General features: G+C 54.0%; 9 protein-coding genes. 6 read left to right on the top strand and 3 right to left on the bottom strand.

The window, feature by feature from the left end; genetic code table 11:
• Positions 1–121: 121 nt before the first annotated feature.
• From recA to ACFSSA_RS01850, 3 genes are all read right to left on the bottom strand, one after another.
• Positions 122–1,177, bottom strand: coding sequence for a recombinase RecA (gene recA / locus ACFSSA_RS01860; RefSeq protein ID WP_386818069.1), 1,056 nt, complete (start codon positions 1,175–1,177; stop codon positions 122–124).
• A gap of 309 nt (positions 1,178–1,486) precedes the next feature.
• On the bottom strand, positions 1,487–1,978 hold the full coding sequence (locus ACFSSA_RS01855) for a redoxin domain-containing protein (RefSeq protein WP_386818068.1): 492 nt from the start codon (positions 1,976–1,978) through the stop codon (positions 1,487–1,489).
• Positions 1,979–2,058: 80 nt separating this feature from the next.
• On the bottom strand, positions 2,059–2,766 hold the full coding sequence (locus ACFSSA_RS01850; protein WP_386818067.1) for a pseudouridine synthase: 708 nt from the start codon (positions 2,764–2,766) through the stop codon (positions 2,059–2,061).
• A 132-nt stretch (positions 2,767–2,898) separates the two neighbouring features.
• Between ACFSSA_RS01850 and ACFSSA_RS01845 the strand changes: the two genes are divergently transcribed.
• The 6 genes from ACFSSA_RS01845 (at position 2,899) to pstB (ACFSSA_RS01820) (ending at position 12,234) form a co-directional block, all read left to right on the top strand.
• Positions 2,899–4,848, top strand: coding sequence for an ankyrin repeat domain-containing protein (locus ACFSSA_RS01845; RefSeq protein ID WP_386818066.1), 1,950 nt, complete (start codon positions 2,899–2,901; stop codon positions 4,846–4,848).
• 214 nt (positions 4,849–5,062) lie between these two features.
• Positions 5,063–6,025: a PstS family phosphate ABC transporter substrate-binding protein gene (locus ACFSSA_RS01840; protein ID WP_386818065.1), complete on the top strand. Its 963-nt coding sequence runs from the start codon at positions 5,063–5,065 to the stop codon at positions 6,023–6,025.
• A gap of 684 nt (positions 6,026–6,709) precedes the next feature.
• Positions 6,710–8,980: an ABC transporter permease subunit gene (locus tag ACFSSA_RS01835; RefSeq protein WP_386818064.1), complete on the top strand. Its 2,271-nt coding sequence runs from the start codon at positions 6,710–6,712 to the stop codon at positions 8,978–8,980.
• A 3-nt stretch (positions 8,981–8,983) separates the two neighbouring features.
• A complete protein-coding gene (gene pstA, locus ACFSSA_RS01830) occupies positions 8,984–10,621 on the top strand; it encodes a phosphate ABC transporter permease PstA (protein ID WP_386818063.1) in 1,638 nt (545 codons plus the stop codon).
• A 40-nt stretch (positions 10,622–10,661) separates the two neighbouring features.
• Positions 10,662–11,453 carry a phosphate ABC transporter ATP-binding protein PstB gene (gene pstB, locus ACFSSA_RS01825; RefSeq protein WP_386818062.1) on the top strand — a complete coding sequence of 264 codons (792 nt, stop codon included), beginning with the start codon at positions 10,662–10,664 and terminating at the stop codon, positions 11,451–11,453.
• Position 11,454: 1 nt separating this feature from the next.
• Positions 11,455–12,234 (top strand): phosphate ABC transporter ATP-binding protein PstB, encoded by a 780-nt coding sequence (pstB, locus tag ACFSSA_RS01820; RefSeq protein WP_386818061.1) that lies wholly within the window; start codon positions 11,455–11,457, stop codon positions 12,232–12,234.
• Positions 12,235–12,247 lie beyond the last annotated feature (13 nt).

Below are 12,247 nucleotides of genomic sequence, written 5' to 3'. Positions count from 1 at the left end.
CTAAGATTTCTACTATCCGCACAAAGGGTTCACTGGAAATCTTCCGTCATTTCAAATGAGAAAGCCGGTAGCTGCGAGGCCACCGGCTTTTTCTTGGATTAATTGTAGGTTGAAAGACGGGCTAGCGCTTCTTCTTTGCAAGCTTTGCCGCCTCCATACCATCTTTGACTTTAGTCTCGATATCATCGTAGAGAGCTTGATCAGCCCTAAGCGCATCCTTCGCCGCATCTCTTCCTTGAGCGAGCTGGGCACCCTCGTAAGAGAACCAGGAACCGCGCTTCTGCACGATTTCAAGCTCCAGTGCGAGATCAAGCAAGGAGCCGGTGGAAGAGATACCTTCGTCATACATGATGTCGAATTCGGCTTCCGTGAAAGGTGGTGCCACCTTGTTTTTCACGACCTTGATTTTCGTCCGGCTTCCGATAACCGAGCCATCCGAGGACTTGATCTGGCCGATCCGGCGGATATCAATCCGGACAGAGGAGAAGAATTTGAGTGCGCGCCCACCGGGTGTGGTTTCCGGGCTGCCAAACATGACTCCGATTTTCTCACGGATCTGGTTTGTGAAAATACAAACAGTCTTTGCCTTGGAGATAAGGGAGGTGAGCTTCCGCATTGCCGCGCTCATAAGACGGGCTTGGGCACCTACGGTGGAATCGCCGATTTCACCGTCCAATTCCTGTTTGGTGACGAGGGCTGCTACGGAATCGAGAACGATCACGTCAATCGCATTTGAGCGAACGAGAGCTTCACAAATCTGAAGAGCTTCCTCTCCGGAAGAGGGCTGGGAGACAAGAAGGTCATCCAGATTGACTCCAAGTTTACGAGCATACTGCGGGTCTAGCGCATGTTCCACGTCAATGAATGCGGCAAGGCCTCCGCGCTTTTGCGCCTGCGCGATGGCGGTGAGGGTAAGAGTGGTTTTACCGGAAGATTCCGGGCCATAGACTTCCACGATACGGCCACGGGGAAAGCCGCCCACGCCAAGAGCGCGATCAATCAGAAGGTTGCCAGTGGGGATGACATCCACGTCCACCCGGTGCTCATCGCCCATACGCATGATGGCGGCTTCGCCAAATTCCTTTTGGATATTGGAGATCGCGAGATCGAGGTTTCTCTTACGGGCTTCTTGAAGTTTGTCGGTTGCTGCGGATTCCGCGGATGATTTGCTAGCCATGGGTTCACCATGCTCCTTGGATTTGTTTTGAGCAAGTTAAAAAAGCTGTTCGCCAGAACAAAAAATAGAGTTTGGTGCTGCCTTAGTCAACACGGCGTAAGTGGCTTCATTCAGTCCAGCGAAGCGGTAAAAACAGCGAAGGCGCGAATCCATTTCGGATTCGCGCCTTACAGTAACCTCGCTGTATCATGGCAATTGAGCTTTCCCCCCGGAAGACTCAATCGCGCTGACTCGCGCAGAGGACAGCGACAAGCTATGAACTTATCGCCGATTGTAAATAATAAAGTTTTCTTAAGTGTCTTCGGGTATTCAGAGGCTGCCGAGAGTCTCTTTCACTGCATCGAAGTCAGGGAGATCCTTGGGATGATCTTTGATATCCACAAAACGGATGGTGCCTTCTTTGTCGATAACGAATGCGGACCGCTTGGCTACGCCGCCCATGATAAGGTTCGCATCTGGCAGGAATTGCTCGTAGGCAACACCGTATGCCTTGGCGACATTATGCTCGTAGTCGCTGAGAAGCGGGACGGTGATGCCTTCTTTCTGAGCCCAGATTTCCTGGGCGAAGGGGTTATCTCCGGAGATGGCGAAAACCTTTGCATTGAGAGCCTCGTAATCCTTGATGCCGGAGGAAATGTCGCAGAGTTCCGTAGTGCAGACACCGGTGAAGGCCATTGGGACGAAGAGCAAGACGATGTTTGCCTTGCCGATCTCGTCGCTGAGTTTGACGAGTTGTGGGCCATCCGCGGTTTTGGTGACGAGTGTGAAATCCGGGGCTTTATCTCCTGTTTTGATAGACATGGTATCTGATTGGTATGTGGGGTTGAATTTGAAAAAGAGGACTCCATTCTATGGGTGAGAAAGCTGGGGTCAATGCGTTCTCAGTCATTTGCGAAAAGAGCGCATTTTTCCTCTTCGGTCACAAAGCGCCATTCGCCTTCCTCCAGCTCGGCCGGAAGTGTGAGGCCGCCGATGGAAATGCGCTTCAGTTTCAGCACATGGTTCCCTGTGGCTGCGAACATTCTGCGCACCTGATGGTAACGGCCTTCGTGGAGGGTCACACGGGCTTCCTTTTCTCCAAGCGCCTCAAAGCCAGCGGGAAGAAGGGGTTTGGTCTCGCTCTCCAGCATAAATTCGCCTGAGCCGAAGAGCTCGCCTTCGCTGCCATCAAGTGGGCGATCCAGGATGACATGGTAGACTTTCAGGCATCCGGATTTCGGGTGGATGACTTTGTGGAGAAATTTTCCATCGTCGCTCATTAGCAGCATGCCACGGGTTTCCTTGTCCAGTCTGCCTACGGGATTGAGCCCGGGATTGCGTTTGGAGAAGCGCGGGGGGAGCAAGTCATAGATGGTTTCTCCGGGATCCTCGGTGCTGCAGGTAAAACCTTCCGGCTTGTTCATCACGATTACCAAGGGCGCTTGCGGATCCAGCTCCTCACCGGCGACCCGCACATTTTCCGCACCAGGAAAGTCTTTTTGACCGAGGATATTTCCCTCGTGATCCGTGACCACGCCGCTGCGTATCAGTTTGTCGACTTCCTTCCTGGAGCCGTATCCGAGATTTGCCAAAAGTTTCACCAATTTCATCCGCGCGAAGGTAACAGACAAATGGGAAAGGCTAACTACTTTCTTGATAGCTTGATTTTTATAAAATTTTCCTTAGCCTGCGCGGGAGTGTCCCGACCCTCCCCCATCCTCGGTCTGAGCAGGCGGTTTCTGATGATTTCCGCATTATTTCTGGTGCCATGTTGTGATAGTCCGGAGGAGCACAGTCTCCGGCAACTGGTGCGGGACGGAATCCAGCCATCCGGCAGGGCTCTGGTAGACGCAGTAACCCTGGATGAAAAGCAGCATGTCCGCTGGCTGCTGGATGTTCGCGTTCACATAGAGCAGCGGGATGCCAGAGGGTATACGCCGCTGCGGATCGCCGTTGAGAATGATTCGCCGGATATCGCTGTGATGCTCCTGGGAGAAGGGGCTAATCCGAATGCGAAGGGCCCGGACGGAGTCGATATCCTCGGGGTGGCCATCGAGAAAAACGACTCCGCGGTAGTGGAAAAGCTCATCAAGGCCGGTGCGAATCCCGCGGGTAGAATGGCCAATGGCGAAAAAATCCTACCATGGGCGATACGCAATGGGCGCCTGGCATACGTTCGGTCAATGTTCAAGGAAGGTGCGGATCCGCACATGAAGGATGACGCCGGAAACCCGCTTTTGCATATTGCCGTCAATGCAGGGCACCTGGATCTGGTCACCACCCTGATTTCACTGGGAGCTGATCCCGGAGCCACGGATGCGAAAGGGCGCGGGGTGCTCGCCTTGGCCGCGAAAAACCGCTGGATGCATCTCTTGCCGGAGCTGGCCGTGGCTGGAGCTGACCCGAATCTGCCCGATCCCAGGGGGCACACCCTTCTGGAGCGAGCGATCGCCGCGCACGACACGAAGCTGATCCCCGTGCTGATGAAGATAGGCGCGGATCCGGTAAGGATCCCCACTGTGCCGGGCGGTGTGACGCCATTGGAAGCGGCGATTGCAACAGGTCACCTGCCGACATTGCGTGCGCTTCTTCGTCCGGGCGAAAGTCTGGACGGGCCTGAGTGGGAACCTGCTCTCTGGCTGGCTTATAGACAGAACAACAAAGAACTGGCACGGATGCTTTTGAACAAGGGAGCACGGGCCTTTTCTCCCGGAGAGTCCGGCCTTCTACTCACTGAAGTCGCGACCATCTCGCAAAGGGTCGGCTGGTTGAAGCTTTTGCTCGATTACGGGCACCCGCTTGGTAAGTCCATTTTTTACGCGAGCTATTCCGGTGATACGCTGACGGTGGATTTCCTCCTGGAAAGTGGCTGTCCGGCGGATTTTACGATGCTGCCCTATCTTGATACCGCGCTCTCCGTGGCAATGAGGAAGGGTTATGACCGCATTGCATCCATGCTCCTGAGGCATGGCGCAAAAGCAAATCTCCGGCTGCCTGAAAATCAAAAACCTCTGCATCTTGCCTTGGTCACGGGGAATGCGGAAACCGTCCGGGAGCTGCTCGCCGCGGGAGCTGATCCGAATGAGGCCGTCATCCGTCCCGTCAGTGAGACGTTTCTCCGTCACGTCCGCTCCAGGGACATGAAATGGTATCTAACCCGGGATAGAAATATTACTCCGCTCATGCTGGCGGCAAATACCGGCGTGCTTGCTTCCGCCCGCTACTTGCTGGATGCGGGGGCGCAGAAAAATACCTACACCAAGGTCAATTACACTTGGCCGATCAATTTTGCCTCACGCCGCAGCGATGTCCCAATGATGCGGCTGTTGCTCGGGCAAGATCCTGATAAATCCGAGAGGCATATCGTGCTGTCGCTCAAGGAGCAGAGAGCGCGGGTCTACAATTCCGATGGAGAAGAAGTGTTCTCCACGAAGGTTTCCTCTGGGAAAAGTGGTTATCGGACCAGACAGGGCGAGTTTGTGATCACGGACAAACACCGCCATCACAATTCGTCCATCTACGGCTCGTCCATGCCGTATTTCCAGCGCTTGAGCTGCAGCGACTTCGGTTTCCATTACGGATATGTTCCCGGTTATCCGGCTTCCCACGGGTGTATCAGGCTCCCGATGGGTGCTGCTAAAAAACTCTTCGCGATGACAAAGGTGGGAGATCGTGTGACAATCGAGCCATAAATGCAGACGGTATTTCCACCGCAGTCATGGCTTTCCGCATCGCGAGAAACCGCTTGATTCCGCGGAATTTGCCCTGGGTTCATCGTCATAGACCGGTGAATTGTGACGACTCTGTCACAAAAGGCCTTTTGCTGATCGTCACACAAAAGAGGATGAAGCACGCAGCTTTTGGGAGGGAATCTTCCAAAAGGGAAAAACGTAACACGAACACTTTATGAAAAGAAAACTAAGTTGGATGTTGTTTGGAGCGCTCTTCGCCACCATGAACGCAAATGCAGAAGAATCGCACATCGATCCTGCGATGCCTGCTTACGAAACGGTTAGCGGCGTGTCCGGAAACCTGAACTCGATTGGTTCCGACTCTCTTAACAATCTGATGACTCTTTGGGCGGAAGGTTTCAAAAAAGCTTATCCAAATGTTAATATCCAGATCGAAGGAAAGGGTAGCTCCACTGCTCCTCCGGCGCTCATCGAAGGCACCGCTCAGCTCGGCCCGATGTCCCGTCCGATGAAGGCGGAAGAAATCGACGCTTTCGAGAAGAAGTATGGCTACAAGCCGACCCAGATCAATGTGGCCATTGATGCCCTCGCGGTTTTTGCCCATAAGGACAACCCGCTGAAAGGGCTTTCCATGAAGCAAATTGACAGCATTTTCTCGTCCACCCGCAAAAAAGGTGGTGAGGAAATCAGCGATTGGGGTCAGCTCGGTCTCGACGCTTGGAAGGGCCGCGCGATCTCTCTTTTCGGCCGTAACTCGGCCTCCGGCACCTACGGATTCTTCCAGGAGCATGCGCTTTCCAAGGGCGACTACAAGTCCACAGTCAAAGAGCAACCGGGTTCTTCCGCAGTGGTTCAAGGCGTTGGCGGTGACCAGTATGCGCTCGGTTACTCCGGCATTGGCTACAAGACTTCCGGGGTTCGCGCTCTGCCGCTTTCCACCGAAGGCGATGAATTCTTTGATGCGACCTATGAGAACGCGCTTTCCGGCGACTATCCGCTTGCCCGTTTCCTCATCGTCTATGTGAACAAAAAGCCGGGCGAAGCTCTCGATACGCTTACGCTCGAGTTCCTCAAATACGCACTTTCCAAAGAAGGTCAGATGGTTGTTGAAAAAGATGGCTACTACCCGGTGCCAACCGAGCTTGCTAGCGAAACGATTGAAGCGCTTTCCAAGTAATTATCTACGTTGTTGTTAGGTTAATTTAAGAAACGCAGAGGGCGGGACCGTGAGGTTCCCGCCCTTTTTTGGAATCAGGATCCTGGCATTCTCAAGGGCTTCGTCGCAGGGCTTCGTGGACTGCCTCACTGCTTCGTGGGATACGGATACTCAGCCATCGGCTGTTGGCTTTACGATCAAAGTTATTGTTATACCTTCTCCGCCATGTATGCCTATTTATAGCGTCCCGGCATGGGGAATCCACAAAAAGTCCGAGAGAATTATGACCAGCTTGGATGGGCTGGGCATGAGGTGATTTTGCCAGTCGGACGTCCCAAACGAGCAAACCCGGAGCTTTGGTAATGGGTCTTACCCAGGGTAAGGTATGATGAATTATTTAATAAAATATATTAATATTATTTGGAGTTTCTGTATTGCGAATAGTTGGTGGATTCATTCAGGATTGGTCCTTTCGAAGACGGGAATGCGGTTTGCGATGTTGATGAAGGGGGGAGCGTCATTGACGAAAAAGTCACAGGAAATGGTTCTTGTTTGGTGGAGCTGTGACGATTCTACATAGTCCGCGACGGGGTTATGTGACGATTCTGTCACATACGGCAATTTGCCCGCCATGCCGGATCGGAAGCATATACCGGGCGTCGTTGCGGGAAAGCCGCCTGCGTTTGATTTTCTCCAATTTATCCAATGAAGCCTGAAACATCCTCCAGCCCGGATCCGAAGCGGTTCGAAGTATCAAAGGCCACTTTGTGGTTCGATCGGTTTATGGGCTGGGCTATTCGTTTTGGCGGTATCGGCGTGATCCTTGCCGTTTTCGGGATCTTCTACTTCATCGGCAAAGAAGTCGTGCCGTTGTTCAAACCGGGCGAAGTCATCGAGACGACTTCCGCAAGCAGTGGCACCCGCCCATTGATTCTGGGCGTGGATGAGTGGGGTAAGCTTCCGTTTTTCTATTCCGGCGGGCAAACGGTGATTTTCATTGATGGAGAAAGCGGTGCCCGCTCCGAGCTTCAAATCCCGGGCCTCGAAGGGCTGAATGTGACCGCGACATCTTATGACCCCGTCAGTCGTCGTGTCGCACTTGGTTTGGAAGACGGGCGGGTTGGCTCCTTTTTGGTGGAATACAAAAGAGCTTTCGAAAACGGAGAAGCCAAAGGAGTGGAGCCAAAGATCACTGCCGAGCCATGGTTCGAGATGAAAGCAGGCGAAGGCGCTATTATGGATCTCAGCTACGGGGATGGCGGCGGCTCCCGTGTGATCGCCGTGAAACGCGGAAGTGGTGAGACACAGACCGTTGAGATGCTGCGTCTGGGGCTCAAGGGTGGGCTAATCGGAGGGAAAAAACTCTCACTTCTCGATGAAATTGACGTCACTCCACAAATCAATGGAGAGGTCGCGCTCATGCGTGCATCCCAAAATGGCGAAATGGTCCTCATCGCGAGCGATGCCGGGGAGATTTCTTATTTTCTGGTGAATTCGGATGGGGCGAGTAAGCGCCAGTCTTTCTCCCCATTTGCCGGCGGCAAGCTGGCGCAGATGGACTTTCTGTTCGGTGGTGTCTCAGCCATTCTTACCGCTGAGGATGGCACTCAGCAGCAATGGAGCCTTTACCGCGCGGAGGGCCAGTCCGAGCGACTTTTCGGGATGACCCAGGAGTTTCCCAATGTGGGTGAGGGGCATAAGGTTTTTGCAAAAAGCCAACGCAATCGCACTTTCCTGGCTGGGTCCGGACGCGAGTTATCCATCCGGCACAGCACTTCCGGAGCAGTGCGCTGGGAGGGGGAAGTGGATATCGATCCGGCAAAAGCGATTCTGGATGCAAAGGGTGAATCGTTCTGGATTGCCTCCGAGAGCGGTGAGGCACGTAAGTTTGCCGTGAAGGACCATCACCCGGACGCAGGTTTCAAAGCCTTTTTCGGAAAGGTCTGGTATGAGGGTGGTGACGGCCCTGTTTACCAATGGCAATCCACAGGTGGCACCGACGATTTCGAGGCGAAGTTATCGCTGATTCCGCTGATTTTTGGTTCCTTGAAAGGAACGGCGTATGCGCTGATTTTTTCCATACCAATTGCGCTGCTCGCAGCCGTCTTTTCGGCAGCTTTTCTCCCGCCGAATGTAAAGCGGGTCGTGAAGCCTACCATGGAGATTATGTCTTCGCTGCCATCCGTGGTATTGGGCTTCCTCGCCGGTCTTTGGCTGGCTCCGATTCTCGATGACAGAGTGCCATCGGTGATGATGATCATCCTCATCGTCCCATCCACCGCGCTTCTGGTGGGCTATTTGTGGTGCCGTATGCCACTGGCCTTCAGGAATCGCTTCGAGGGTGGGGCGGAGTGGATGATCGTTATTCCTTTTCTCGCCTTGGCTGGATTCATTGCCTGGTGGAGCGGACCGATGATCGAGAGGATCTTCTTTGTCTACACGGACCCGAATACGGGTGAAAAGATTGCGGACTTCAGCCTCTGGTGGCCGCAGGTGACGGGCACAAACTTTGAGCAGCGCAACTCGCTGGTGCTGGGCTTTATTATGGGTTTTGCAGTAATTCCGGTCATTTTCACTATCGCGGAAGATGCGCTTTCCAATGTTCCGAAAAACCTTACAGCCGCAGCCGCCGCTCTTGGCGCGAACCGCTGGCAGGTGGTCTGGACCGTGATGTTACCTGTCGCCTCCTCCGGTATTTTCTCCGCTCTGATGATCGGCTTCGGGCGCGCGGTGGGCGAGACGATGGTCATGGTGATGGCCACGGGAAACACGCCGATCATGGAGTGGAATCTCTTCTCGGGAATGCGCACGCTGGCTGCAAACATCGCCGTGGAGCTGCCGGAGGCTCCCGTAGGCTCCACCCATTACCGCACGCTCTTCCTTGGCGCTGTCGTCCTTTTTGCAATGACATTCGTGATGAACACCATCGCGGAAATACTCCGTCAGCGTCTGCGTGAGAAAAATAAAGTGGTCTAGAATATGGCGATTCCTTCAAACACAAACAAACATTTTGCTACCACAGGTCGGTCGCGTAGAGGCGAGCCACTTGTCTGGCTTACTGCGGCTGGCCTGGCGATCGGTGTTGTCATGGCGCTCGGTCTATTCTTCCTGATACTCGTAAAGGGCGCTGCGTCGTTCTGGCCGAGGGACATCGAGCTTTTCGGAGTAAAAAAGGCGGATGGCGGCACGGAACTGATTTCCGGGTATGTCACACAAACGAGAAGCCGGAAGGGCAGCGATGACAAGCTGATCGAGGAGGTGCAAATTTTCCGAGGCAACAAGGATCTGAGCGGCGAGACCTTCGTCTATGTGGATTCCTCCGATATTCTCTCGCGGGAAATTCAGGAGAATGTCCTACTGTTGGAGCGGCTTACCTACGGTCCGGCAATCGGCACCGCGGTCGCGATGGAGGTGGATGGAAAACGCATCGAAGCAGGCGATCCAAATTTCTCCGAGCAGCTGGAAACCATGCTAAGCGAGAGTGCGGAAACCCGTGAAAAGGTTCTCCACATCGAGCGCAAGGAAATTGGTAAAATCAGCATGGCGATGGAGAAGATCTCGCTTGGAGAGAGATCTGGGCGAATTCCTGCAGATCAGGCGGCGGAACAGCGGGCGGAGCTTCAGGCGGAATTCGACAAACTCAAGAGCGAGGCTGAGAAGCTCGACGAAAAAATGGCTGCCAGCAGCCTGGTCTACACCGTGGCGGATGGCCGTGAGAAAACCCTTCCAGCGAGCCAGTTGCTTGACGTTTTCGCGCCCAATCAGGCTGGCTTCTTCGGCCGGCTGGGGGAGTCCCTCCACCGTGTGTGGAAGTTCCTCAAGGAAGACCCGCGTGAGGCAAACACCGAAGGAGGAGTCTTTCCTGCGATTTTCGGAACCGTTGTGATGACGTTGGTGATGAGCCTTTTCGTGACTCCCTTCGGCGTAATCGCAGCGATCTATCTCCGTGAATACGCAAAGCAGGGGATGATGGTGCGTATCGTCCGGATCTGCGTAAACAATCTTGCCGGTGTGCCGTCGATCGTTTTCGGCGTGTTTGGTCTGGCGTTCTTCGTCTACTTCGTGGGCGCGGGTGTCGATAAGGCGTTTTTCGCTGAGAAACTGCCTACTCCGACGTTTGGAACTCCCGGCATTCTGTGGGCCTCCCTCACGCTGGCATTGCTGACGTTGCCGGTGGTGATTGTAGCTACGGAAGAGGCATTGTCCGCGGTGCCACGCGGCGTTCGGGAGGCAGCCCTGGCATGTGGAGCGTCCAAGTGGCAGGCAATTCAGCGGGTGGTTCTTCCCGCTTCCTTGCCGGGTATTCTGACAGGGGTGATTCTCGCGATGGCACGTGGTGCGGGAGAGGTCGCCCCTCTGATGCTCGTGGGTGTGGTCAAGCTCGCCCCATCGCTACCCATCGATGATGTCGCGCCATTCATCCATGCGGAGCGCAAGTTCATGCACCTAGGCTTCCATATCTATGATCTGGGCTTTCAATCTCCCGATGCGGAGGCGGCCAAGCCATTCGTCTATGCCACGGCTCTGTTGCTCATTGTCGTTGTCGTTACGTTGAATCTGGCAGCAATCATGATTCGGAATCGTCTTAAAAAACGTTTCGCCGTCAGCAGCTTCTAATGCGCCTAGTTTTCCGGAGTTTTTATCAATCATTTTTTCCATGCCTGCCTCCAGCGCCAATCCCGAAACCATCGGCTGCCCGGACTTCATCCGGGTGGATAAATTCAACTTCTTCTACGGAGAGAAGCAGGCCATATTCGGCATCGATATGCAGATCCCTGAAAAGCAGGTGACCGCACTCATCGGCCCGTCCGGCTGTGGGAAATCCACGCTGCTGCGGAACATGAACCGGATGAACGATCTCATCGACGGGGTCCACCATAAGGGTGACATCCGGATCGATGGCGTGAGTCTCTACGATCCCTCGGTAGAAGTGATTTCGCTACGGAAGCGCGTCGGAATGGTTTTCCAAAAATACAACCCGTTTGCCAAATCCATCTATGAGAATGTCGTCTTCAGCCTACGGGTGGCAGGGCGCTCGAAGAAAGCGGAACTGGATGAGACCGTGGAGCGTTCGCTGAAGAGCGCGGCTCTGTGGGATGAGGTGAAGGACCGCTTGCACGATAGTGCGTTTGGCCTTTCCGGCGGGCAGCAACAGCGCCTCTGCATCGCCCGGGCTATCGCAAATCAACCGGAAATTCTGCTCATGGATGAGCCCTGTGCCGCGCTTGATCCATTGGCCACATTAAAAATCGAAGAGCTCATCACAGAGCTGAAAAAGCAATTCACCATCGTCATCGTGACACACAATATGGAGCAAGCCACCCGCTGCTCCGATAACACAGCTTTCCTATACATGGGGAAACTGATCGAATACGGGAAAACACGGCAAATTTTCGAGTCTCCCCGGCAGGAGGAGACGGAAGCCTATATCACAGGGAGGTTCAGCTAATATGAGCGAGCAAAACAATTTATCCACAAACGCCATCGAATGTGTGGATGTCGATTTCAGCTACGGGAAATCCCGTGCGATCAAGTCCGTGAACATGGAGATCGCACGTAACGAAGTGACCGCTTTCATTGGCCCCTCAGGCTGTGGAAAATCGACACTGTTGCGCTGTTTCAACCGGATGAACGATTTCATTCCGGGTGCGAAGGTCACCAAGGGCACCATCCACATCGAAGGCATGGAGATTCATGATCCGGAAGTCGATGGAGTGGAGCTGCGCCGACGGGTCGGCATGGTATTCCAGAAGTCCAATCCGTTTCCCCGCACGATTTACGAAAATGTCGCTTACGGCCCCCGTATCCTGGGCGAGAAGGACAAAAACAAGCTCGATGAGATTGTTGAGAAAGCGCTGCGCGGCTCGGCCCTCTGGGACGAAGTGAAGGATCGCCTCAACGATAGCGCCTTTGGCCTTTCCGGCGGACAGCAGCAGCGCCTGTGCATCGCCCGCACCTGCGCGGTGGATCCATCCATTATTCTCATGGATGAGCCCTGCTCCGCACTTGATCCCATCGCCACCGCGCGTGTCGAAGAGCTGATCCACGAGCTGAAACAAAATTACACCATCGTCATTGTCACCCACAACATGCAGCAAGCCACCCGTGTCTCTGACAAGACGGGATTTTTCTACATGGGTGAGTTGATCGAATACGACTCTACGGTTAAGATGTTCTCCAATCCTGGGAAAAAGCAGACCGAAGAATATATCACAGGCAGATTTGGCTAAATAAAATTACCGC

It is taken from the genome of Luteolibacter algae, assembly GCF_042683045.1.
Classification (GTDB): domain Bacteria; phylum Verrucomicrobiota; class Verrucomicrobiia; order Verrucomicrobiales; family Akkermansiaceae; genus Luteolibacter; species Luteolibacter algae.
The sequence above is the reverse complement of the archived record's forward strand: the minus strand, read 5'-3'. Positions and strand labels throughout refer to the sequence as shown.

What these genes read in the sequence shown, in the direction of transcription:
- pstB (WP_386818062.1), top strand. Translation starts at nt 10,662, where the DNA reads ATGCCTGCCTCCAGCGCCAATCCCGAAACCATCGGCTGCCCGGACTTC.
- ACFSSA_RS01845 (WP_386818066.1), top strand. Translation starts at nt 2,899, where the DNA reads ATGATTTCCGCATTATTTCTGGTGCCATGTTGTGATAGTCCGGAGGAG.
- ACFSSA_RS01850 (WP_386818067.1), bottom strand. Translation starts at nt 2,766, where the DNA reads ATGAAATTGGTGAAACTTTTGGCAAATCTCGGATACGGCTCCAGGAAG.
- ACFSSA_RS01840 (WP_386818065.1), top strand. Translation starts at nt 5,063, where the DNA reads ATGAAAAGAAAACTAAGTTGGATGTTGTTTGGAGCGCTCTTCGCCACC.
- pstB (WP_386818061.1), top strand. Translation starts at nt 11,455, where the DNA reads ATGAGCGAGCAAAACAATTTATCCACAAACGCCATCGAATGTGTGGAT.
- ACFSSA_RS01855 (WP_386818068.1), bottom strand. Translation starts at nt 1,978, where the DNA reads ATGTCTATCAAAACAGGAGATAAAGCCCCGGATTTCACACTCGTCACC.
- pstA (WP_386818063.1), top strand. Translation starts at nt 8,984, where the DNA reads ATGGCGATTCCTTCAAACACAAACAAACATTTTGCTACCACAGGTCGG.
- recA (WP_386818069.1), bottom strand. Translation starts at nt 1,177, where the DNA reads ATGGCTAGCAAATCATCCGCGGAATCCGCAGCAACCGACAAACTTCAA.
- ACFSSA_RS01835 (WP_386818064.1), top strand. Translation starts at nt 6,710, where the DNA reads ATGAAGCCTGAAACATCCTCCAGCCCGGATCCGAAGCGGTTCGAAGTA.